Annotated in this window: 21 protein-coding genes; 4 read left to right on the forward strand and 17 right to left on the reverse strand. The window is 70.4% G+C overall.

The window, feature by feature from the left end:
- Positions 1-23: 23 nt before the first annotated feature.
- From lptB to WJM96_RS09640, 6 genes are all read right to left on the reverse strand, one after another.
- Positions 24-791, reverse strand: coding sequence for an LPS export ABC transporter ATP-binding protein (gene lptB, locus WJM96_RS09615; RefSeq protein WP_424813089.1), 768 nt, complete (start codon positions 789-791; stop codon positions 24-26).
- A gap of 8 nt (positions 792-799) precedes the next feature.
- A complete protein-coding gene (locus tag WJM96_RS09620; protein ID WP_424812258.1) occupies positions 800-1819 on the reverse strand; it encodes an LptA/OstA family protein in 1020 nt (339 codons plus the stop codon).
- Positions 1816-2496: an LPS export ABC transporter periplasmic protein LptC gene (lptC, locus tag WJM96_RS09625; protein ID WP_424812259.1), complete on the reverse strand. Its 681-nt coding sequence runs from the start codon at positions 2494-2496 to the stop codon at positions 1816-1818. The genes WJM96_RS09620 and lptC overlap by 4 nt, the downstream gene beginning before the upstream one ends.
- A complete protein-coding gene (locus WJM96_RS09630; RefSeq protein WP_424813090.1) occupies positions 2496-3428 on the reverse strand; it encodes a KpsF/GutQ family sugar-phosphate isomerase in 933 nt (310 codons plus the stop codon). Before WJM96_RS09630 ends, lptC begins: the two co-directional genes overlap by 1 nt.
- A gap of 156 nt (positions 3429-3584) precedes the next feature.
- A complete protein-coding gene (locus WJM96_RS09635) occupies positions 3585-4112 on the reverse strand; it encodes a demethoxyubiquinone hydroxylase family protein (RefSeq protein ID WP_424812260.1) in 528 nt (175 codons plus the stop codon).
- Positions 4109-4579 carry a disulfide bond formation protein B gene (locus WJM96_RS09640; protein WP_424812261.1) on the reverse strand — a complete coding sequence of 157 codons (471 nt, stop codon included), beginning with the start codon at positions 4577-4579 and terminating at the stop codon, positions 4109-4111. Before WJM96_RS09640 ends, WJM96_RS09635 begins: the two co-directional genes overlap by 4 nt.
- Positions 4580-4659: 80 nt before the next feature.
- Between WJM96_RS09640 and WJM96_RS09645 the strand changes: the two genes are divergently transcribed.
- Positions 4660-5292, forward strand: coding sequence for a glutathione S-transferase family protein (locus tag WJM96_RS09645; protein ID WP_424812262.1), 633 nt, complete (start codon positions 4660-4662; stop codon positions 5290-5292).
- Positions 5293-5608: 316 nt separating this feature from the next.
- Positions 5609-6349 (forward strand): transglycosylase SLT domain-containing protein, encoded by a 741-nt coding sequence (locus WJM96_RS09650; RefSeq protein WP_424812263.1) that lies wholly within the window; start codon positions 5609-5611, stop codon positions 6347-6349.
- Here WJM96_RS09650 and WJM96_RS09655 read toward each other — a convergent pair.
- Genes WJM96_RS09655 through WJM96_RS09680 form a run of 6 tightly spaced genes read right to left on the reverse strand, consistent with a single transcriptional unit; the run spans position 6339 to position 13447 of the window.
- Complete coding sequence (locus WJM96_RS09655) at positions 6339-7520, reverse strand: NAD(P)/FAD-dependent oxidoreductase (RefSeq protein WP_424812264.1); 1182 nt, start codon at positions 7518-7520, stop codon at positions 6339-6341. The two genes, WJM96_RS09650 and WJM96_RS09655, sit on opposite strands and share 11 nt — an antisense overlap.
- A gap of 9 nt (positions 7521-7529) precedes the next feature.
- Complete coding sequence (locus tag WJM96_RS09660; RefSeq protein WP_424812265.1) at positions 7530-9122, reverse strand: ABC transporter ATP-binding protein; 1593 nt, start codon at positions 9120-9122, stop codon at positions 7530-7532.
- A complete protein-coding gene (locus tag WJM96_RS09665) occupies positions 9119-9949 on the reverse strand; it encodes an ABC transporter permease (protein ID WP_424812266.1) in 831 nt (276 codons plus the stop codon). The genes WJM96_RS09660 and WJM96_RS09665 overlap by 4 nt, the downstream gene beginning before the upstream one ends.
- On the reverse strand, positions 9946-10932 hold the full coding sequence (locus WJM96_RS09670) for an ABC transporter permease (protein ID WP_424812267.1): 987 nt from the start codon (positions 10930-10932) through the stop codon (positions 9946-9948). The genes WJM96_RS09665 and WJM96_RS09670 overlap by 4 nt, the downstream gene beginning before the upstream one ends.
- Before the next feature lie 3 nt (positions 10933-10935).
- Positions 10936-12540, reverse strand: a complete 1605-nt coding sequence (locus WJM96_RS09675; RefSeq protein ID WP_424812268.1) for an ABC transporter substrate-binding protein — start codon at positions 12538-12540, stop codon at positions 10936-10938.
- A 58-nt stretch (positions 12541-12598) separates the two neighbouring features.
- On the reverse strand, positions 12599-13447 hold the full coding sequence (locus WJM96_RS09680; RefSeq protein ID WP_424812269.1) for a VOC family protein: 849 nt from the start codon (positions 13445-13447) through the stop codon (positions 12599-12601).
- 92 nt (positions 13448-13539) lie between these two features.
- Here WJM96_RS09680 and WJM96_RS09685 point away from each other — a divergent pair, with 92 nt between their 5' ends.
- Both WJM96_RS09685 and WJM96_RS09690 read left to right on the forward strand, forming a co-directional pair.
- Positions 13540-14928, forward strand: a complete 1389-nt coding sequence (locus WJM96_RS09685; RefSeq protein WP_424812270.1) for a protein adenylyltransferase SelO — start codon at positions 13540-13542, stop codon at positions 14926-14928.
- Between the two features lie 74 nt (positions 14929-15002).
- On the forward strand, positions 15003-15398 hold the full coding sequence (locus WJM96_RS09690; RefSeq protein WP_424812271.1) for a RidA family protein: 396 nt from the start codon (positions 15003-15005) through the stop codon (positions 15396-15398).
- Here the strand turns inward: WJM96_RS09690 and WJM96_RS09695 are convergent, their stop codons facing one another.
- The 5 genes from WJM96_RS09695 to WJM96_RS09715 form a co-directional block, all read right to left on the reverse strand.
- Positions 15399-16154 carry a fumarylacetoacetate hydrolase family protein gene (locus WJM96_RS09695; RefSeq protein ID WP_424812272.1) on the reverse strand — a complete coding sequence of 252 codons (756 nt, stop codon included), beginning with the start codon at positions 16152-16154 and terminating at the stop codon, positions 15399-15401. It abuts the gene before it with no gap.
- Between the two features lie 31 nt (positions 16155-16185).
- Positions 16186-16980, reverse strand: a complete 795-nt coding sequence (locus WJM96_RS09700) for a DNA/RNA non-specific endonuclease (RefSeq protein ID WP_424812273.1) — start codon at positions 16978-16980, stop codon at positions 16186-16188.
- A 150-nt stretch (positions 16981-17130) separates the two neighbouring features.
- Entirely contained in the window at positions 17131-18306 is a 1176-nt protein-coding gene (locus WJM96_RS09705) for a C1 family peptidase (protein ID WP_424812274.1), read from the reverse strand.
- A gap of 11 nt (positions 18307-18317) precedes the next feature.
- On the reverse strand, positions 18318-19292 hold the full coding sequence (locus WJM96_RS09710; RefSeq protein WP_424812275.1) for a hypothetical protein: 975 nt from the start codon (positions 19290-19292) through the stop codon (positions 18318-18320).
- A 41-nt stretch (positions 19293-19333) separates the two neighbouring features.
- On the reverse strand, positions 19334-21376 hold the full coding sequence (locus tag WJM96_RS09715; RefSeq protein ID WP_424812276.1) for a BTAD domain-containing putative transcriptional regulator: 2043 nt from the start codon (positions 21374-21376) through the stop codon (positions 19334-19336).
- Positions 21377-21465 lie beyond the last annotated feature (89 nt).

The following is a 21465-nucleotide window of genomic DNA, read 5'->3' on the forward strand; positions in this document are numbered from 1 at the left end:
CGCCGCTTCGCGCATCGCCGCCATCAGAGGCTGAACTTCTCGCCGAGATAGACGCGGCGCACGCCCTCATGGGCCACGATCTCGTGCGGCAGGCCCTCCATCAGCACCTGGCCGTCATGCATGATGTAGGCGCGGTCGATGATCTCCAGCGTCTCGCGGACATTGTGGTCCGTGATGAGCACGCCGATGCCGCGGTCCTTCAGATGCTTCACGAGGTCGCGGATCTCCGAGACCGCGATGGGGTCGATGCCCGCCAGCGGCTCGTCCAGCAGGATGTAGGAAGGGTGCGTCGCCAGCGCGCGCGCGATCTCGCAGCGCCGCCGCTCGCCGCCCGAGAGCGCCAGCGCCGGCGCGCGACGCAGATGCGCGATACCGAACTCCGCCAGCAGGCTGTCCAGCATCTGCTCCCGCCGGTCGCGCTTCGGCTCCACCACCTCGAGCGCCGCGAGGATGTTGTCCTCGACGCTCAGGCCCCGGAAAATCGAGGCCTCCTGCGGCAGGTAGCCGAGGCCGAGCCGCGCGCGGCGGTACATCGGCAGGCGCGTCACATCCGCGCCGTCCAGCATCACCTGGCCCTCATCCGGCTGCACCAGGCCGGTGATCATGTAGAAGGTCGTGGTCTTGCCGGCGCCGTTGGGGCCGAGAAGCCCGACGGCCTCACCCCGCTTCAGCGAGAGCGAGACGTTCCGCGCCACGGGCCGCTTCTTGTAGCGCTTGCCGAGGCCCGTCGCGACCAGCCCGCCCGTGCCCTCGACGGCCTTGAGCTCGCGCTTGGCTTCGGGTGTCGTCAGGAGTGGGCTCAACGAGGGGTTCCTTGAGTGGCGTTGGGCCGCGTGCCCGCCGGCCTGTTCTGGACCGGCGCGGTGGGGTCGGTCGCGCCCTGCTCGCTGCCCGGCGTGATGATGCCCTGCACGCGCTGCCCAGGCTGCGAGATGATGCGCGAGACGCCCGTGTTGAGGTTCACCAGCGCCTCGCGGCCCGTCACATGGTTCTCGCCGCGCGTGATGCGGACATTGCCGAGGATGCGCGCGAGGCCCGTGGCGGCGGAATAGACGCCGCGATCGCCGCGCACGACCTCGGTCTCCGTGCGAATCTCGATATTGCCGAACAGCTCGACCCGATCGATACGCCCTTGTCCCGGGGGCGCCGCGGCTGTCCCTTCGGTGCCTGGGCGGGCCTGCGCGGGCGCCCGCATGGCGACCGGCTGGTTGCCCGCGCCGGGCGCGGCCGCGGTGGGCGCGCTGCCGGGCGGCGGGTCGTCCAGCATGTAGGCGACGAGCGTGTCGGCCGCGATCCGCCTGCCGTCATTCGTCACCACCAGCGCGTTGCCGCGGCCCACGGCCATGCGCCGCTGGCTCCAGTACTCCAGGCTGTCGCGCGCCGTGATGACGTGCTGGGGCGTGGTGTAGCTGATGTTGCGCCCGGTCAGGACCAGGACCGACTGGTCCATGTCGTAGACCGCGCGATCGCCAATGGCGGTGTCGGTGGCCGTGGTGATGCGGACATTGCCTTCCGCCTCCATGCGCCAGATCTCATTGCCGCCCGAGAGCGGCGTCTCGCCGGGCTGGGCCGGGCGCTGCTGCTGCTGGGTTCCCGCCTGCGGGCGATAGCGCGCGAGCAGCCGGGCGGCGTCCACGGTCGTGCCGTCGCGCACCGCGCGGGCGTTGCCGCGCGCGACGACGACCTGGTCGTTCTGTCGCCACTCGATGCCGTCATCGGCGGTGATGTCCACCGGCCCGCCCTGGGACATGTCGATGCCCTGCGCGAGCGCCAGGCCCGGCAGCAGCAGGAAAGCGCCGAGAAACGCGCGGAGACTCATTGCTGGCGTCCTTCGAGCACGGCATGCGCCTTGCCGGTGAAGATCATGACGGCGCCGCTGTCCTGCAGCTCGAACCCCTCGGAATGGATCGTCCCGAAGGAGCCCTGGGCCTGGGTCGGGCGCTCGCCATGGGCATTGCCCGTATCGACCTGGACGGCCGCCTGCTCGGTGATGAAGAGCACGCCGCTGTCGTGGAAGATCCGCACGTCGCCCTCCAGGTCCAGATGCTGGTTCGGCCGGTCGTAGCGGCCGTTCAGGGCCTCGACGAAGATCCAGGCGCCGTCCGTGAGCAGGATGTCGGCCTCCGGCCGGTCGAGCAGGATGATCTCCTCCTGCCCCACCTGGCGGGCGGTGCGCGCGGTGACGGTGTAGGGGCGGGAGAGCTCGTCCACGCCCTGGAAGCGCGGCGCGACCATGTTGAGCGATTCGGGGACCATCACCGGGCCGCGCCGGAAAGAGAGGCGCCCGTCCTGCGAGTTGAACTCGGGCCAGAGCAGCAGCAGGCCGAGCAGGCTCGCCGCCAGCAGCGGCAGCAGCACCTTGGCGAAGCGCACCGCGCGATGGCGGCGCTGGATGGAGCCGGCGCTGGGCACGTACCGCTCGCGCGAGGGCGCCATGTCCCGCCGCCGCTCGGGCGCGGGGATGGCGAAATCGCTGCGGCGGAGATTGTCGCTCATCAGGCGACGCCGAGCCGCAGCAGATCGTGCACGTGCAGGATGCCGATGGGGCGCCGGGCCTCGTCCACCACGAAGAGCGCGGTGATGGCGCCCTCGTTCATCACGCGCAGGGCCTCCACGGCGAGCACGTCGGGGCCGATGGTGCGGGGCGTGCGGGTCATCACCTCTTCCGCGCGGCGGGAGAGCAGCGTGTCCCCCTGCCCCGCCCGGAGGGCGCGGCGGAGATCGCCGTCGGTGATGACGCCCGCGAGCCGCCCGTCGGCATCCTGGATGCCGAGGCAGCCGAAATGCTTGGCGGTCATGGCCACGAGGGCCTCGTCCATCCGGGTCTCGGGCGGGGCGAGCGGAATCTCGGTGGGCCCGTGCATGATGGCGCCCACGCGCGACAGCCGCGCGCCGAGCTTCCCGCCCGGGTGGAAGACGCGGAAATCCTCGGGCCCGAAGCCGCGCCGCGTCAGCAGCGCGACGGCCAGCGCATCGCCCATCGCCATCTGCATGGTGGTGGAGGTAGTGGGCGCCAGGCCATTGGGGCAGGCCTCCTCGACGGCCGGCAGCACCAGCGCGACATCGGAGTCGCGGGCCAGCGAGCTGCCGCTGCGGCCCACGATGGAGACCAGCGGAATCGCGAAGCGGCGCGCATGCGCGACAAGGTCGCCGAGTTCGGCCGTCTCGCCGGAATTGGAGATGGCGATCACCGCGTCCCCGGGCACGATCATGCCGAGGTCGCCATGGCTCGCCTCGCCCGGATGGACGAATTGCGCGGGCGTGCCGGTGGAAGCCAGCGTGGCGGCGATCTTGCGCCCCACATGGCCGGATTTGCCCATGCCGGAGACGACGACGCGCCCCGTCGCGCGGGCGAGGCGCTCCACGGCTTCGTCGAATCTGGAGTCGAGGCCGCGCGCCATTTCCGTCAGCGCTTCCGCGCCGAGCATCAGCACCCGTCGGGCTGTCTCGATGTTGGAAACGAGGGGAGCGGCCAAGTCGGGGGTAGGGGTTCTGTGGTCCACTCTACTTCTATGGAGGCGCCCCCCAGGGGGGTCAAGGCAAGGATCGTGCCAAACGGTGACAGCTGTCTAAATCTTCGGCTTTCAGACGCGCTCCGCGACCTTGATCACGATCCGGCACCCGACCTTGATCGCGGCCGTCAGCAGCCGGTAGGCCGGGGTCAGCTCGGCCTCGTTCTCGATGCCGATGTCGCGGTGTTCCAGCTCCTCGGCGCGGAACCGGGCAATCTCGGCCTTGAGCGGGGCCTCGTCCTCGCCCAGCTCGCGCTCCTGGGCGGCATAATGGGCGTCGATCGTCTCCTCGACGGCGACGGTGCAGGCCATGGCGGCGCGATAGCCCATGGCGGCCGTGGCGGCGCCGAGCGCGAATCCGGCCACATGCCAGAAGGGCAGCAGCGCCGTGGGGCGCACCCGGCGTTCGGCGATGTGGCGGGAGAAGGTGTCGAGATGAACCTGCTCCTGCTCCTTCATGTGCTGGATCAGTTCCTCATGCCGGCTGCCGCGCAGGACGGCGAGCTGGCCCTCGTAGATGCGCTTCGCGCCGTACTCCCCGGCGTGGTCCACGCGGATCACGCGCTCCAGGTAGCGGCGGGGGGTGCGGCGGGCGGTCATGCGCGGTTCTCCCGCTGGGCGAGGATGAAGGCCAGCACGGCGACGCCCGTGCCGTAGATGAGGTTCATGCCCGCCATGGAGAGGGGCAGGCCGGGGATGAGATAGGCCGGCAGGTCGCAGGGCTTGCTCGGCGCGGTATGGGCCATGGCGGCCAGCAGGTCGTCCACGCTGCCGGAGCCGACGCTCGGCGCCTGGCAGCCCGCCAGCGGCGAGGGCCACCAGCCCCATTCGACCCCCAGATGGAAGGCCGCCACCGCCGCCGAGGCCGCCGCGGCGAGCCCCGCCAGTCGGAGGGCCGGCCTGCGGAAGCCGAAGACGGCCACGAGGGCGAAGAGCGCCGCCACCGCATAGGGCCAGCGCTGCCAGATGCAGAGCTCGCAGGGCGCGAGGCCGAACCAGTCCTGCGAGCCCCGCGCGAAAAGCGGCGCGGCGGCGGAGAGGACCAGGATCAGGAGAGCACTGGGCATGCGCCCTTTTCCTCCCTCGGCGCCCCTTCCGCAACCGGGAGGGGCTGCATAGGCTTCGGCCGCCACTCGAGGAAAAAGCCATGCTCAAGATCTGGGGCCGCACCAGCTCCTCCAACGTCATGAAGCTGCTCTGGCTCTGCGAGGAGCTGGGGATTCCCTTCGACCGCGTCGATGCCGGCGGCACCTTCGGCCGCACGCAGGAGGCTGCCTACCTTGCGATGAATCCCAACGCCAAGGTCCCCACCATCGAGGAGCCGGACGGCTACTCGCTGTGGGAGAGCAATTCCATCTGCCGCTACCTCGTCGCCACCCGCTCCCCGGGCCATGCCATGCTGCCGGACGACCCGCGCGCGCGCGGCAAGGTGGAGCGCTGGATGGACTGGCAGCTCGGCCACCTCAACCCGCCGATGACGACGCTCTTCATCGGGCTAGTCCGCACGCCCGAGGCCCAGCGCGACCCCGCCGCCATCGCCGCCGCGCGCGGCGAGGCGGAAGGGCTCTGGGCCATGGTGGATGCGGAACTGCTGACGAACGGCAACCGCTTCGTCTGCGGCGAAGCGCTGAGCCTCGCGGACGTGGCGCTCGGCCCCTATCTGCACCGTTGGCTGAACCTGCCCATCCCCCGGCGGCCGATGCTGGCGCTGGAGGAATGGCACGCCAGGCTCTGCGAGCGCCCAGGGTACATGCGGCACATCGCCGTGCCGTTGGCTTAATCTTCCGCTCTCAGACGCCGGGCGCCGCCCTCCGGCAGCCTCGCTTCGCGCCGCGTGGCGTCGCCCGGGCGGCGCTGGTGGTCCGGCGGCGGTGGCGCTTCCGGAAGCAGGCAAAAAAAATGGCGACCCATTGCTGGGCCGCCAAGTTTAGGGAGGAAACGTCCAAGAAAGCAGGCAAGGAACCAAGTCCCTGCCGCCTCGCAACTTATAGGCGGGAGATCGCTCGCATGCAAGTGAGATTTTGCGATGCAGCATCTCCGACATGCAGACCGGATTTGCATAAACATCCTGGCACGGCCCTTGCGGTCACGAGGGCATGCGACCGCTCCGGCTTATCCTCCTGTTTTTGGGCCTTTTTGGTTGGGGCCCCGCCTGGGCCCAGACGGACCCCTCCCTGCTCTGCCGCGCCGCGATCGGCCGCGCCGAGCGGGATTCCGGGATTCCGGACGGCCTGCTGCAGGCCATCGGCCAGGTGGAATCGGGCCGCCGGAACCCGGAAACGGGCATCGCCGCCCCCTGGCCCTGGACCCTCAACGCCGAGGGACGCGGCCAATTCTTCCCCACGAAGGAGGCAGCGATTGCCGCCGTGCAGGAATTGCAGGGCCGGGGCGTCCGGCTGATCGACGTGGGCTGCATGCAGATCAACCTGCACCATCACCCCCGCGCCTTCGCGAATCTGGCCGAGGCCTTCGATCCCGCCGCCAATGCCCGCTACGCCGCGCGCTTCCTCGGCGAGCTGCAGGCCAGCCGCCAGGACTGGATCGTCGCGGCCGGGCACTATCACTCCCAGACGCCGGACCTTGCCCAGGCCTATCGCCAGCGGGTCCAGAACGCCTGGAACACCACGCGCAACCGCACCGCCGAGGACCGGGCGCTGGCCTCGCTGCCGCCGGCGGGGGGATTCTCGCTCTCGAATCATCCGGAGCGCGCGTCTGTGGCCATGTCGGGCACCGGCGGCGGCTTCGGTGGCAGCCAACCGCGCGGGCGAGGGCTCGATTCCTACCGCTCGCAGCCCATCCCTGTGACCGGACGCCCCTTCGCGCTGGTCAGGCGTTGAGCCAGTCGATCATTCCCCGCGCGGCGGCCGCGCCCGTACTGAAGCAGGCTTGGAGCAGATAGCCGCCGGTCGGCGCCTCCCAGTCCAGCATCTCGCCGGCCGCGAAGGTCCCGGGGCGCGCGCACAGCATCCAGCGCGCATCCACCGCGTCTAAGCGCAGCCCCCCGGCCGAAGAGATCGCGCGCTCCAGCCCCTGGATGCCGGTGACGCGCAGGGGCAGCGCCTTCACGATCTGCTCGGCCGGGCGCGAATCTCCGCCGCGCCGGGCTTCCTGCACCAGTGCCGCGGCCACGGGCGGCAGCCCGGCCCGGCGAAGCTGGTTGGAGAGGGAGACGGCCCCTCCCCCCATCCGCTGCGCCAGGGCCGCCGCATCGAGGTCGGGCCGCAGGTCCATCTCCAGCACGGCCGACCCGCCTTGCGCCACCGCTTCGCGCAGCGGGGCCGAGAGGGCGTAGACCGCGCCCCCCTCCAGCCCCGCCGCCGTCACCATCGCCTCCCCCCGCGCCTCCTGGCCCGAGGCACGAAGCGCGATGCGCTTGAGCGGCGTGCCCGCGAAGCGCTCGCGGAGATGAGGCGACCAGTCCAGCGTCACGCCCATGTTGGAGGGGCGCAGCGGCGCCACGCCCTCCAGCAGCCCGGCCCAGGCCCCGTCCGAGCCGAGGCGCGGCCAGGAGGCGCCGCCAAGCGCCAACAGAACGGCCTCGGCGCGATGCGCCACCTCGCCTTCCGGCGTCTCGAAGCGCAGGGCCCCGCCCTGCCAGCCGAGCCAGCGATGCCGGGACTTCAGCGTCACGCCGAGCCCATCCAGCCGCGCCAGCCAGGCGCGCAGCAGCGGCGAGGCCTTCATGGCGCGGGGAAAGACCCGGCGGCTGGTTCCGGTGAAGACTTCCTGGCCCAGGCCCTCGCACCAGGCGATCAGCGCCTCGGGCGGGAAGGCGCGGATGGCGGGCTCCAGCGCCGCGCGAGCCTCGCCATAGCGGGTGAGGAAGCGGTCCAGCGGCTCCGAATGAGTGAGGTTCAGACCCCCGCGCCCCGCGATCAGCAGCTTGCGCGCGGGCGAGGCCATGCGGTCGAAGACCGTGACGGCGATGCCGGCCTGGACCAGGACCTCGGCCGCCATCAGGCCGGCCGGGCCGGCGCCGATGACGGCGACAGTCTTGGGAGCGTTCATGCGCTCCCTTTAGATGCGGCCGGGCACCGCCGCCAGCAGGGCACGGGTATAGTCGTGCTCGGGCGCTTCGAAGACGCGACCGATGGGGCCGTGTTCCACCACCTCGCCATCCTTCATCACGGCCACGAGGTCCGAGACCTGCACGGCCACCCGCAGGTCATGCGTGATAAAGACGATGGAGAGGCCCAGCCGCTCCCGCAGCTCCGCCAGCAGGCGCAGCACCTGGGCCTGGACCGAGACGTCGAGCGCCGAGACGGGCTCGTCCGCCACCAGAACCTCCGGATTCAGGGCGAGCGCCCGGGCAATGCCGATGCGCTGGCGCTGGCCGCCCGAGAATTCATGCGGGTAGCGGTCGGTCGCGGCGGGGTCGAGGCCGACGAGCGCGAAGAGCTCCTTGGCGCGGGCCATGGCGGTCGCGCGCGGCGTGCCATGGACCATGGGGCCCTGCGCCACCAGCTCGCCCGCCCTGCGGCGGGGATTGAGCGAGGCATAGGGGTCCTGGAAGACCATCTGCATGCGCGCGGCCCCTGCCCGCTGCTGCGCATGGGTCTGGGCGGCGAGGTCGGTGCCGTCGAGCCGGATCGCGCCGGTATCGGGCCGGATGAGACGCATGATGCAACGCGCCAGCGTGGACTTGCCCGAGCCGGACTCGCCCACGATGGCCAGGGTCGCGCCCTTGGGCAGCGTCAGCGAGACGTCGCGCACCGCCCGCGTCACACGGCGGTTGCGGCCGAGGAAGCCGCCCGTGCGATAGGTCTTGCTGACACCTTCGATGCTCAGGATGGGCTCGGCCGCCAGGGGACGCGGCGGGGGCGCCTTCAGCGGCGGCACGGCGGCGATCAGCGCCTGCGTATAGGGATGCTGCGGGTGGCGCAGCACGTCCATCGCCGCGCCCTGCTCCACCACCACGCCGTGCTGCATCACGGCCACCCGGTCCGCGATCTCGGCCACCACCCCGAAGTCATGGGTGATGAAGAGGACGGCGGTGCCCAGGCGCTGCTGCAGGTCGCGGATCAGCTTGAGGATCTGCGCCTGGGTCGTGACGTCCAGCGCCGTCGTCGGCTCGTCGGCGATGATGACGCGCGGGCTCAGCGCCAGCGCCATGGCGATCATGGCCCGCTGCCGCTGCCCGCCTGAGAGCTCGTGCGGATAGGCGCGCATGGCGAGCGCGGGGTTGGGGATGCGCACATCCTCCAGCAGCGCGAGCGTCTTCGCCTCCACCTCGGCCGGCGCCATGGGCGTGTGGATGCGGAACATCTCCGCGATCTGCTCGCCGATGCGGATGAGAGGGTTCAGGGCCGTCATCGGCTCCTGGAAGATCATCGCGATGCCGGCGCCGCGGACCGCGCGCATCCCGGCCTCGTCGAGCGCCGCCAGGTCCTGCCCCTCGAAGAGGATGCGCCCGGCGCTGAGCTTCACATTCGGGGGCAGCAGCCGCATCACGGCGCTGGCCGTCATGGACTTGCCCGAGCCGGACTCGCCCACCACGCAGAGGATCTCGCCCGCGCGGAGCTCCAGCGTGACGCCGGAGAGCGCGTGCGGGCGGTCGGCGCCCTTGGGCAGGTCGACGGTCAGGCCTTCGATGGAGAGCGCCGCGCTCATCGGCCGCGCAGCCTCGGGTTCAGGGCGTCGTTCAGCCCCTGCCCCACCAGCGAGACCGCCAGCACAGTGACCAGGATGGCCACGCCCGGAATGGCCGAGACATACCACTGCACCCGCAGCACATCCCGCCCCAGGCCGATGAGGTTCCCCCAGGAGGCGACATTGGGATCCGAGAGCCGCAGGAAGGCCAGCGCGCTTTCCAGCAGGATCGCCACCGCCATCACCACGCTGGCATAGACGATGACCGGCGGCAGCGCGTTGGGCAGGATCTCGCGGAAGATGATCTGCCGGTCGCGCATGCCGAGCGTGCGGCAGGCCTCCACGAATTCGCGCGAACGGAGCGAAAGGAACTCGGCGCGCGTCAGCCGCGCGGGCGCGGGCCAGGAGACGACGCCGATCGCCACCACCACCGTCGCGAGCTCCGAGCCGAAGACGGAGACCAGGACCAGCAGCAGCAGGAAGTTGGGGAGCGTCTGGAAGGCCTCGGTCACGCGCATCAGCACGTCGTCCACCACGCCGCCGTAGAAGCCGGCCAGCGCGCCGATCACGATGCCGATCACGACCGCAATCGACGTCGCGACGAGCCCGATGAGCAGCGAAATGCGCGCGCCATGGAAAATCTGCGCGGCGATGTCGCGTCCGGAATTGTCGGTACCGAACCAGAAGCGCGGATTGGCGCCCGGCCATTGCAGCGGGCGGCCAGCCAGCGCCAGCGGATCGCGCGGGAAGAGCCAATCGGCCGAAGCCGCCATGAAGATGATCACGAGCAGCAGAAGCAGGCCGATGACGGCGGGCGGGCTGCGGAAATAGTCGCGCAGGAACCTCAACCCCCGGTCTCCTTCGCGATGCGCGGGTCGAGCCGCGCGTAGAGGAGGTCCACCAGGAAGTTCACCGCGATGACCAGCAGCGCCGAGATGAAGACGATGCCGAGCAGCGTGTTCAGGTCGCGCTGGACCACCGCCTCATAGGCCAGCCGCCCGAGGCCGGGCAGCGAGAACACGGATTCCACCACGACCGAGCCGCCCAGCATGGTGCCCGCCTGGAGGCCGATCAGCGTCACCATGGGCAGCATGGCGTTGCGCAGCACATGGCGGGTGATGACGCGCGTCTCGTCCAGCCCCTTGGCGCGGGCGGTGCGCACGAAGTCCAGCGTCAGCACCTCCAGCATCGAGGCGCGCATGATGCGGAGGTAGATGGCGAGGAAGATGAGCCCGAGCGTCAACGTCGGCAGCACGAAGTGGGACAGGATGTCCACGAGGCGCGCGAATCCGGTCAGCCCCTCGCCCACGCTCTCCATCCCGCCCGCCGGCAGCCATTGCAGATGCACCGAGAAGAGCACGATCGCCATCAGCCCGAACCAGAAGGAAGGCGTGGCGTAGAAGATGAGGCCGAGGGTCGAGATCACCGTATCCGGCCAGCGGTTCACCCGCCGCGCCGCGACCACGCCGAGCGCCAGCCCCGCCACGAACGCGAAGGTGAGCGAGGCGGTCATGAGCAGCAGCGTCGCGGGCAGCCGCTCCAGGATCACGGTCGCCACAGGCTTGCCGTAGATGGAGGAGAAGCCGAGGTCGAGCTGCACCAGGCGCCACAGGTAGTTCAGCAGCCGCGCGGGCAGCGAGAGGTCCAGCCCGTAGAAGGCGCGCAGCTCCGCCATGAGGGCCGCGTCGCCGCCGCCGCCCATCTGCGCCATCAGCGCGTCCACCGTATCGCCGGGGGCGAGCTGCAGCAGCAGGAACATGCCGACCAGGATGATCAGCAGGGTGGGGATCGAGGCGGCTAACCGCCGCCCCGCGAGTGCGAAGAAGCGCACGCCTTACGGCGCGATCCAGAGGTCGTGCCAGCTCGACGAACCCCAGCGCGGCATGTTCGCGTGGTTGCGCAGCTTGCGGCTGAAGGCGCTCAGGAACAGCTGCTCCACGGGGTTCCAGAGCAGCATCTCGGAATTGCCGCGCCGGACGAAATCGGCGTAGCGCGCCTTGCGCCTCGCGGGGTCGAGCTCGGTGCCAGCCTCGTCGATGATCGTGTCGATCTCGGTGTCCGTGAAGCCGAACTGGTTGGTCCACGGGGCCCCGCGCGGCGAGCCCGAGCGGTACCACACGGTCGTCGAGACGGCCGGGTCGTTGCGGTACTGGTGCCAGCCGGTCGCGAGGTCGAAGTTCCAGTCGTTGTAGACGGTGCGCAGGAAGCCCGCCGCGTCCTGGCGCACGATCTCCACGCGCACGCCCACCTCGCCCAGCGATTGCTGGATGAAGGTGGCGAAGAGGCCGATATCCTCGCCCCAGGGGGCCGGGTTCAGGCGCAGGTTGAAGCGCACGCCGCCGGCGCCGGGGCGGTGCCCGGCCTCCGTCAGCAGGCGCGCCGCGAGCGCCTTGTCGTAGGGGTATTGCGGCATCTGCGCCGTGGGGAAGAAGTCGGTCGAGACGCTCGGGATCGGGCCCATCCCAGGCTTCGCGTAGTCGGTGTTGAGGAAGTTCTCGATGAAGAACGGGATGTTGATGGCGTGCGCCAGCGCCTTCCGCACCCGGATATCCGCGAGGATCGGGTTGCGGAAGTTGAACTCCAGCGTGTTGGTGCGCGGGTTGCCCTCATTGCCCCTGGTCGTCACCTCGAAGCGCGGATCGCGGCCCAGTCGCGCCAGGTCCGACAGCGCGAGCGAGGAATAGGGGCTGTAGAGGATCTGCCCCGCCTCCATCTGCGCCGCCGCGGCCGAACGGTCGCTGATCACGCGCCAGACCACGCGGTCCAGGTAGGGCAGGTTGTTGCGCCAGTAGTTCGGGTTGCGCTCGGCGATGATGAACTGCCCGCGCTCGTACTGCACGAACTTGAAGGGGCCAGTGCCGATAGGCGCGGTATTGGCCGGGTTCTGCCGGATATCCGTGCCCTCGTAGATATGCTTGGGCGAGACGTAGCCGAGGTCCGGCAGCGCGCGCAGCAACAGGTCGAGCGGCATGGGCTTGGAATACTTGAACACGGCCGTATGCGCGTCCGGCGTCTGGACCTCGTCCAGGAAGAGCTGCAGCGCCGTGCTGTAGTTCAGGATCTTCTTCCACATCTCCATCGCCGTGAACTGCACGTCGGCGGAGGTGAAGGGGCGGCCGTCATGCCAGGTCACGCCCTGGCGCAGCTTGAAGGTGATGGTCTTGCCGTCCGGCGCCGCCTCCCAGGATTCGGCGAGGCAGGCGGTGGGCTGCCCGCGCGCATCCAGGTCCACCAGCGGCTCCTGGATCTTGCCGCCGACGATGTAGACGCCGGTCGACGCCTGCAGGCTCGGGTTCAGGATGCGCTGCTCGGTGGCGAAATGCACCGTCATGATGCCGCCGCGGCGCGGCGTTTCCTGCGCGAAGGCCATTTCCGGCGCGTTGACGCTGGCCGCGATGGCGGCCGAGGTCAGCATGGCGGCGCGGCGGGTCAGATGCATGCCGAAGCTCCTTTGTGCAATGCAGCATGGGGTGACCCCATACCGCGCGTCAACGTCGTCACGCTGCCAGGAAGCGCAAGAGCACACCGGTGGCACGGTTCGCGGGCACGCCCACGATCTCGCCCGAGGAACGGTCGAGGATCGCCGCGGCGGCCGCGAGGTCCGTCGTGGCCAGCACCAGCGCCGCCGCCCCTTCCTCCGGCAGCCCCTCGAGGGAAATCCCGGGATGCCGTGCCGCCAGGGTCTGGCGATCGAGGAAGACCACGTCCGCCCTGCCCTTGCCGCCCGTCGCGACGGAGCGCGCGCCGTCCGCCTCGGTGACGACCTGGCTGTCGATCAGCCCCGCGAATTCCTCAGCCGCCTGGGCCGGGTCCCTGGCCAGCGCCTCGACGCGGATCACGCGGCTCGCGCCGTTCTCGTGGCGCTGGAGCTCGGGGATCCAGACGGTGTCGCGCGTGAAATGCTGGCAGGCGAAGATCCGGACGCCGCCGGGGCGCAGCGTCGAAGGCCAGTGAAACACCTCGAAGCGCGCCTCGCCCTGGCCGCCGCCCGGGAGGTTCACCGGCCGGCCGAAGGCGACCGGCCCGGTTGCCGCCACGCCGCGCGCCTGGACCTCGGCCACGCCCGCCGCGGCGTTATCCGTCGTGAAGGCGATACGCTCCAGGCCCTCCCGCTTCTCCAGCCATTCGCGCATGGGCTGGTTGTGCGGCGTCGGCGCGATGACGCCCAGCAGCTCCATGTAGTCTTCGCCGAACATGATGGTGTAGTTGGCCGAGCCCATCTGGGGGCTATGCGTGCCGCGCGGGGAGAGGGTGAAGCCGAGCTTGCGCCAGACTTCCGCCGCCGCGTCGAGGTCCCGCACGGCGACCACCACGTGGTCCACGCCGAGGATGTGCCTGAGCGTCATGCGCCCCTCCGTCTGACTGTCATGGGCAGGGCAGCAGATGCGGGCCCGCACCGCAAGTTACCCCGGGCGCCTCAATGCGTTAACAAGAGGCTATGCCTCTCTCGCCCGCCTTCGCCCCGTCTCTCGCCCATCGCGACCTCGGGGATGCCCTCTACGATATCGTGCGCCCGGCGGCGTTTCCCAAGCTCGTCCTGCGCCACCGCGACCAGCGCTGGGCCGCCCGCATCGGCCTCGACACGCTGACCGACGAGGAGTGGATCGCCCATCTCGGCCGTTTCGAGCCGCTGCCCGGCAGCTTCGAGGAGCCGCTGGCGCTGCGCTACCACGGCCACCAGTTCCGCTCCTACAACCCCGACCTCGGGGACGGGCGCGGTTTCCTCTTCGCCCAGATGCACGACCTGAAGGACGGCCGGCTGCTCGACCTCGGCACCAAGGGCAGCGGCCAGACGCCCTGGTCGCGCGGCGCCGATGGCCGGCTGACGCTCAAGGGCGGCGTGCGGGAGGTGCTCGCGACCTCGATGCTGGAGGCGCTGGGCGTCGAGACCTCCAAGAGCCTCAGCCTCATCGAGACGGGCGAGAGCCTGCAACGCAACGACGAGCCCTCCCCCACCCGCGCCTCGGTGCTGGTGCGGCTGAACCACTCCCACATCCGCATCGGCACCTTCCAGCGCCTGGCCTTCCACCAGGATGCCGAGACGATGCGCCGACTGCTGAGCCACATCATCCTGCGCTATCTGCCCGAGGCGGAGGCCGAGACGGAAATCGAGCGCGCCGCGCGCTTCTTCGCCGCCACCTCCCGCCGCGTGGCGCGCATGGGCGCGCAGTGGATGGCGGCGGGCTTCGTGCATGGCGTGCTCAACACCGACAACATCAACATCACGGGCGAGAGCTTCGACTACGGCCCCTGGCGCTTCCTGCCGAAATACGACCCCTCCTTCACCGCGGCCTACTTCGACTATGGCGGGCTCTACGCCTATGGCCGCCAGCCGGAGACGCTGCTCTGGAACCTCGCCCGCCTCGGCGGCGCGCTCATGCTGCTGGCCCCGGAGGAGGAGCTGCGCCCGCAGCTGCAGGAGGAGCTGAATGGCTTCGGCGCCCACTTCCAGCGCGCCTTCGCCGCGGCGGTACTCTGGCGCCTCGGCCTCAAGCCGCGCGAGGCGGAGCGCGACGGGGAACTCGCCGCCGCCTTCTTCACGGCGCTGCAGGAGAGCGAGGCGCCCTTCGAACAGGCCTTCTTCGACTGGCGCGGCGGCCGCTGTCGCGAGGGCTACGACGGGCCCGCCTTCGCGGCCTTCCGCGAGGCCTTGCAGGGCTATGAGCCGGCCGCGCCCGCGCATCCCTATTTCGAGGGCAAGCCCTGCACGATGCTGATCGAGGAGGTCGAGGCGCTCTGGGATCCCATCGCGGCTCAGGACGACTGGCGTCCGATGCAAGAGAAGCTCGCCGCCATCGAGGTGATGCGCCAGGCCTACGCCGCCTGACGCTTCGGCACCGCGCGAAGCATCGCGAACGCTCCCCCGCCTACGCCGCTCCCGCCAGAGCAGGAGCGATGCAGATGCAAAGGGAAGTCATCCGGGTGGAGCCGCTGTCGAGCTGGCTCGAGGCGGCGAGAATCCCGACATCGCCGGTCACGCGGTATGGCGGCACGGTCTATGTCTCGGGCTTCCCGCCCCTCGATCCGGAGACGGGCGCGGCCGTGCGCGGCGCCGCCATCGAGCGCCAGGCGGAGCTGGTGCTGCAGCAGCTCAAGCTCTGCGTCGAGGCCGCCGGCTCGTCGCTCGACCGCGTTCTGAAGTGCAACGTCTATTGCAGCTCGGCCGAGAAGTTCGCGGCCGTGAACGCCATCTACGCGCGGTTCTTCCCGAAGGAGCCGCCGGCCCGCATCTTCATCGGCGTTCCCGGCTGGCCGGGCGATTTCGACATCGAGATCGACTGCATCGCCGCGATCTGATCAGGCGAAGACCAGCTCCGCGCGGCCCAGGCCCTGGAACTCCACCGCGCAGCGATCGCCGGGCGAGATGTAGCGCAGGCCAGTGTAGGAGCCGCAGGTGACCACCTGCCCGGCCGCGACGCCGCCCGCCTCGCGCATCATCTCGACGAGCGACGTGGCGACGAGCAGCGGATCGTTGTTCGGATGGCCGCCCGCCTTGTCCACCACCGGCTCGCCATTGACGGTCAGGCGGACATGGATGGTGGCGAGGTCGAGCCCGCGCCAATCCGCGCGGCCGGATCCCACGACCAGCCCCCCATTGGCGATGCTGTCCGCGAGCCGGTCCAGCACCGTCGCGGCGGCGGGGTCGGCGAAACGGCTGCTGACCACCTCGATGGCGACGCAGGCCTCGACGGCCGCCGCCACTTCCTCGCGGCCATAGGGCGCGGCGCGGGGCGGCAGGTCCCGGAGGAAGCGGAAGGCCACCTCGCCCTCGATGCCGCATTGCGGCGCCTCCGCGCTCGGGAAGGCGGCGGGCGAGTTGTGGACGACACGGGCGTAGATGGGCGCCCGCAGGCCCTCCGTCGTGGCGTTGGGTGCATTGGCCTTGAAGGCGCCGACGCGCAGGCCGAGGGCGCGCGTCACCGCATCCTGCACCGCATGCGCCTCGCGGACGCTTTGGGGGCTGGCCTCGGGAGGAAAGGGCGGAATGCGGGCGCCGTCGCGCCTTGCGGCTATCAGGCGTTCGGCGGCGGCGGCGATGCGGGCGGGGTCCATGGGCGGAAACTAACGCCGCATGGCGCGCCCGTCAGCAGCGCCCCGATCGGCCGAGCTGCGCCCGCGCCGCAAGCCGGAAGGCGATGTCGTCGTCATAGACGTCCGCGACGTGGAGCACCTCCCCGAAATCCAGGCCGGTCGCGAATTCGATGGCTACCAGAGGCACCTGCATGCGCAGGCCGTCCATAGCCAGAACGAAGCCGTGCGCCCGCATGCCCTGGGCCGTGCGCGACACGATGACCTTCCAGTGGCGAGACGGCATTCCCTGGTCGTCGCGGTCGAGGATGGGGCCCGTGAAGACGCAGAGGCGCTCGCTCACGGATTCTTCCAGGACCAGATCCTCCAGTTCGCCCCAGGCCCCGGCAAGGTCCCAGGAGACGCCATTGGCAAGGTGCCGCGAATCGCGCCGTGCCCGCAGGGCCGCGATGTCGTCCGTGCCGTGCGCGACATCCTCCGCGCGCACGATCCGGGCCCGCGGCAAGCCGGGCGGCGGCTGATGGTGCGCCTCCATGCGCGGATCGGTCAGCCAATCCTCCACATCGGCCTCATCCTCGCCATCGGCGCCGGACCGGATCACGTTGGCGGCGGCGACGAGGGCCATGCGGCGCTCGGCATGCATCAGGATGGTGAAGTTCTCGTAGCGCAGCTCCGTCCCGCCCATGTGGGTGGGCGCCAGCACACTGGAGATGCGCGGGCGCGGCATGGGCACGATCATGCCGAAGAAGTGGGGAATGTAGCCGCGACGGGCGCGGTACGCCCCCGCGGAGTCCTCGTCGAGCATCCAGGCCGGCATGTCGGGAACGGCTTCGGTCATGGCGAGGCTCATGGCCCTTCTCCGGCGAGAGCCAGGCCTATGAGCACCAGGCCGGCGAGCAGGCAGGCCGAGGCCATCAGGGTGGTGAAGTTCAGCATGGGATGTGCCTCCGTATGACGAAAGGCTTCCCATGCTAGCCATAGCTCCTGCGTTAACCGGCCGTTAGGCCGGCACCGCGGGTAGGGAAAGGCTCAGCATTTCCGAGGCATGCAGCTCCAGATGCAGGGCCGAGATGGTGCCGAGGCCGCGGCCCGGAACACACGGCGGGTCATTCGGGTCGCCCTGCGGCGCATGCGCGGCCCATTCCGGTCCCCAGGAGTTTCGGAACAGGAAATAGCCGCCCAGCGGATCCGCCCCGCCCGGCTGGAAGCCGATGATGCAGACCGCATGACCGGACTTCACCTTCGACGCGGGCGACGGGTCCGGCACCTCGCCGCTCAGGACGGTGCTGTCGAGGTGCCAGTCGGTGTCCTCGGCGTAGTCGGCGTCCTGGTCGTAGAATTCGGGCAACGCGATGGCGACGGGCCGCCCCTGGCGCAGCTTCTCGTAAATGGTGCGAGCGATGTTCACCCGCGGCTCGCCATCGCCCCAGTCGTAATAGAGATCTGTGCCAATGACGTTGTTCGCCGCCTCCGTCACAGCGTCCTGGCTTGGGGCCTTGCCGGGGTCGTCCTGGCCCCAGGTCGCGTAGGAGCAGATGCCGTATTGCAGTAGCATCGCCGAAGCCTGGCTGAGCTTGGTCGCGCCGGAATTCCAGTCCGGCGGCAGCTCGGGCGGCGGGTTCTGGCGCATGCGGCGATAGAGGTAAATGGCCGATTGCCGCTTGATTTGCTTCTGCGGGTGCTTGCGCGCCCGCATCAGCTCCACGCAATGCGCGCTGGCGAATCCCACGCAGGTCGGCCGCAGATCCTGGGAGACGATCGGCCATTCGATGCCGGCCGACAGATCCGTGGCGATCGGCGAAGGAATCCGCCGCGAGACGAGCTCCGCCGCCGGCAGACTCATCGGGCCGGGGTCGGGCGCCAGCGCGGCACCACTCGGCGGTCGGCGCGGGCGCTTGAGGCGCGCGCGCACCTGGCGCCGGAACTCCTCGGTCACGAGGCCCGAGGCGAGCTCCGTCAGCATGCGGCGCCGGATGCCCTGGCGAGCCAGGCTGCCGCCCACATCCAGCGAGCGCGCGGCCGTCAGCCGCTCGTACAGCATCTCGCTGCTCCGCGCGCCGAGGTTCTGGACGAACTCCACCTCGGCGGGGCGCAGCAGCTGGCGGAACGGCAGGCCGAGCAAGGTGTCGGTCAGCTGCGTGCCGCGGCTTGTCGTCAGCGCGGGGTCGTTGCTCATGCTCGCCTCGCTCACGGATTGATGATGTCCGCGACCTTCTCCGCGACCACGGTCGCGAGGTCGCGCGGCACGGGAAGCTGGCCGAGGCCAGGGCCGGACTGGATGCCGCCCCATTCGCCCTTGGCCGCGTTCAACTCGGCCTGAAAGAGCGGGACGGTCGCGAGGAAGCCTGCCGCGGCCTCCGCGAGGAAGGCGCCCGCGCGGCTGTCCCAATCATAGTGCACCCCTGCGATCTCGCGGTTCTCCGCGATCCGGTCGGCCATGGCCTCAAGCGGCGCCGCGAAATGCGCCTTCAACCCGCAGCTCTCGAAGAGCTGCAGCAGGCAGAAGCGCACGAGGTGCGACTGCAGCGAATGGTTGCTCGGGAAGGATGGATGGGCGGGAACGGGGATCACAGGCATCAGCGCCGGCGCGAGCTGGCTGGGCCGCGGCTGCATGTACTTCTGCTTCCAGTACATGCCCACCATGTGGCCGACCGCGATCGCCGCGGCGATCACGCGCGTGGTGTGCGGACGCCCCCTGGCCGAGACGAAATGCGTCCAGACGCCGAGCAGGTCGTTCGACTGATGCATGATCTCCGCCAGCCGACCCGCGCGGCGATAGCGCAGCATGAGCATGCGCTTGATCTCGACCGCGACCATCTGCTTCGAGCGGTCGGGCTTGCCGGTGTTGTTGGGATCCGGAAAGGGCGGCGGGACCTGGCGCCAAGCCGTGCCGCCGAATTCCGCGACAATGGCCTGCGCGAAGAGAGCCGGATCCCACGCGCTGTCGAGGTAGGAGCCCGCAAAGAGGATGGGATACGAGATGTCCCTCCCGCCCAGCGGCTCCATGAAGGGAATGGAGCCCGACGGCGCGCTGGCCAGCCCGCTGCCCGCGCCGCCATCGGCGCCGCCGTCCGCACCGCCGTCGGCGCCGCCATCCGCACCACCGTCCGCACCGCCGTCGGCTCCGCCATCGGCACCGCCGTCCTTTGCTCCAAAGCTCATCTCAGGCTCCGTCTGATTGTGTGGGAGTAGAAAGTGGTCGCTCAGGCCGGCAGGCCGGCGGCGATCAGGTGCTGGCCGTACTGCTCGCGCTTCATCGCATCGCGGAAAGCCTGACGGGCCAGCACGGGCATCACGCGATACTCCGGCTGCAGGGCCAGGACCGCGTTCGCGAAGCGCCTTGCTTCCTCGATACGCCCCGATGCCGCCAACGCCGCCGCCGTCATCCGCAAATTCGACGTGTAGAGCGGGTTGCGCGCGTGGGAGCGCTGCCCCCAATGCGCCGCTTCCTCGAAATTCCCCGCGGCGTAGTGCGCGATGGACAGGAAGTGCTCGTGCCGGAACAGGAAGGGATCGTGCGGCGAGAGCTTGATCGCGCGCTCGGCCCGGCTCAGCCCCTCGGCGATCTCGCCCATGTAGGCGAAGGTCGGGCTGCTCCACATCCAGCCCTCGGCATCGTTGGGCGAAGCCGTCAGCGCACGGTCGAAGAGGCCCACCGCCACGTCGTAGTCGCGATGCAGAATGGCGCGGTTATGGCCCAGCAGCGACAGCGCCGGCGCGTTGCCGCCGTCGAGCGCGATGGCGAGCCGCGCCATCTTCTCCAGCTCCACGGCGTCCTCGGCCGGATTGGGTGACCATCCCTGGCCGAGACGCAGCCCGTGCCAGGCCGCCTGCACGGCGCGCGAGGCCGAATATCCCTGGTCGAGCTCCATCGCCCGCTGCAGCAGCCCGCCCGCCTGCTCGAAAGCCGCCCGCTCCAGCCGGCTGATGAGCTCGCGCGCCTGCAGCATCAGGTGATAGGCGCCGAGATCGCCCGGCGGCGCGCGGCGGCTGCGGCGCAGCTCGGCCTCCTGCACGCGGGGCGCGAGGGTCCGCGCGATGCTCTGCGCGATGCTGTCCTGCGTCTCGAAGAGCGGCGCGTCGCGGACGTCGTAGGTCTGGGCCCAGACGATATGCCCCGTCGCGGCCTCGGCCAGCTCCACGGAGAGCTTGGCGTGGCTGCCCATCGAGCGCAGCACGCTGGAGAGCAGGTAGCGCGCGCCAAGCCGCTGGCCGATGGCGGCAAGGTCGGTCAGCGGTTCCTTCAGCGCGAAGCTGGAAGCGCTGGAGATGACCACCGGCTCGCGCAGGCCGGAGAGCAGGCTCACGATCTCCAGCACCAGGCCGTCGGCGAAATACTCCGGGAAATCGGCCGAGCCCACGCGGCGGACGGGCAGGATGGCCACCACCGGCTCGTTCGTCGCGATGGGCTGCGCCACGAGGCTCGCGGGCCGGGGCGGCGGCGCGGGCTCGACGGAGAGCGGCGCGATCAGGCCTTGCTTGATCCGGGCCACCAGCGCCTGGGTCGCCTCCGCCGGCTCCATGTCCAGGTCGTTTTCCAGCGCCTCGTACAGCGCGCCATAGGCCCGCAGGGCGGCACCGGTCTCGCCCGCCTCGGCGGCGAGCTGCATGACGGCGCGGCAGGCGCTTTCGTTCAGCGGGTCCAGCCGGTGCGCGGCCTCGGCAAAGGCGCGGCGCTGGGCGTGCGGGCGGGATGGATCGGCGTGGACGCCTTCCAGCGCGGCCAGCAGCCCGTCCTGCAGGTGAAGGCGCTGGGCAGCGACCCACTCGTTGAACTCGGCGCCCATGTCCTCGAAGCCGTGCAGCATCCGCTCGGCCACACGGGGCTGGGCCTGCAGCACGCCGGGCAGCTCGCCCAAGGCGACGGCACCCAGCGCGCGCTCGGTATCGACCAAGTACATGCCGCGCGTGAGTCCGACCTCCTCGCGCCCCGCGACCATGAGATCGTCGAGGCCGAAGGGGCGCAGCGCGGCGCGGATATCGAACAGCGCCTGGCGCAACGAGGTGCGGGCATTGTGCTCACCGACCTCGGCCCAGAACAGGCCGCAAAGCCGCTCCCGCCGCTCGGCGCGCGAGCCGGACAGCGCGAGGTAGGCCAGCAAGGCCCGGGCCTTCCGATTGGCAATGACAACGGGCGTGCCCGCGACGAAGAGGGACACTCCACCAAAAAGGCCGAACTCCACCGCGGGGCGGGCGGCACCCGCGGACGAAGTGTCCGTGCCGGCACGCCCCTCCAACGACGACAACTCCAGCCTCCTGCTGAACGGATCCATCCGTGAAGGAACGGACACAATCCTTTCGCAGAGGCCAAAGCGAATCAATCGGCTTTGTTCCA

This window comes from Roseococcus sp. YIM B11640 (assembly GCF_049727625.1).
In the GTDB taxonomy this organism is placed as follows: Bacteria; Pseudomonadota; Alphaproteobacteria; order Acetobacterales; family Acetobacteraceae; genus Roseococcus.

What these genes read in the sequence shown, in the direction of transcription:
- WJM96_RS09620 (WP_424812258.1), bottom strand. Translation starts at nt 1,819, where the DNA reads ATGAGTCTCCGCGCGTTTCTCGGCGCTTTCCTGCTGCTGCCGGGCCTG.
- lptC (WP_424812259.1), bottom strand. Translation starts at nt 2,496, where the DNA reads ATGAGCGACAATCTCCGCCGCAGCGATTTCGCCATCCCCGCGCCCGAG.
- WJM96_RS09630 (WP_424813090.1), bottom strand. Translation starts at nt 3,428, where the DNA reads ATGCTCGGCGCGGAAGCGCTGACGGAAATGGCGCGCGGCCTCGACTCC.
- WJM96_RS09635 (WP_424812260.1), bottom strand. Translation starts at nt 4,112, where the DNA reads ATGACCGCCCGCCGCACCCCCCGCCGCTACCTGGAGCGCGTGATCCGC.
- WJM96_RS09640 (WP_424812261.1), bottom strand. Translation starts at nt 4,579, where the DNA reads ATGCCCAGTGCTCTCCTGATCCTGGTCCTCTCCGCCGCCGCGCCGCTT.
- WJM96_RS09645 (WP_424812262.1), top strand. Translation starts at nt 4,660, where the DNA reads ATGCTCAAGATCTGGGGCCGCACCAGCTCCTCCAACGTCATGAAGCTG.
- WJM96_RS09650 (WP_424812263.1), top strand. Translation starts at nt 5,609, where the DNA reads ATGCGACCGCTCCGGCTTATCCTCCTGTTTTTGGGCCTTTTTGGTTGG.
- WJM96_RS09655 (WP_424812264.1), bottom strand. Translation starts at nt 7,520, where the DNA reads ATGAACGCTCCCAAGACTGTCGCCGTCATCGGCGCCGGCCCGGCCGGC.
- WJM96_RS09660 (WP_424812265.1), bottom strand. Translation starts at nt 9,122, where the DNA reads ATGAGCGCGGCGCTCTCCATCGAAGGCCTGACCGTCGACCTGCCCAAG.
- WJM96_RS09675 (WP_424812268.1), bottom strand. Translation starts at nt 12,540, where the DNA reads ATGCATCTGACCCGCCGCGCCGCCATGCTGACCTCGGCCGCCATCGCG.
- WJM96_RS09680 (WP_424812269.1), bottom strand. Translation starts at nt 13,447, where the DNA reads ATGACGCTCAGGCACATCCTCGGCGTGGACCACGTGGTGGTCGCCGTG.
- WJM96_RS09685 (WP_424812270.1), top strand. Translation starts at nt 13,540, where the DNA reads ATGCCTCTCTCGCCCGCCTTCGCCCCGTCTCTCGCCCATCGCGACCTC.
- WJM96_RS09690 (WP_424812271.1), top strand. Translation starts at nt 15,003, where the DNA reads ATGCAAAGGGAAGTCATCCGGGTGGAGCCGCTGTCGAGCTGGCTCGAG.
- WJM96_RS09695 (WP_424812272.1), bottom strand. Translation starts at nt 16,154, where the DNA reads ATGGACCCCGCCCGCATCGCCGCCGCCGCCGAACGCCTGATAGCCGCA.
- WJM96_RS09700 (WP_424812273.1), bottom strand. Translation starts at nt 16,980, where the DNA reads ATGAGCCTCGCCATGACCGAAGCCGTTCCCGACATGCCGGCCTGGATG.
- WJM96_RS09705 (WP_424812274.1), bottom strand. Translation starts at nt 18,306, where the DNA reads ATGAGCAACGACCCCGCGCTGACGACAAGCCGCGGCACGCAGCTGACC.
- WJM96_RS09710 (WP_424812275.1), bottom strand. Translation starts at nt 19,292, where the DNA reads ATGAGCTTTGGAGCAAAGGACGGCGGTGCCGATGGCGGAGCCGACGGC.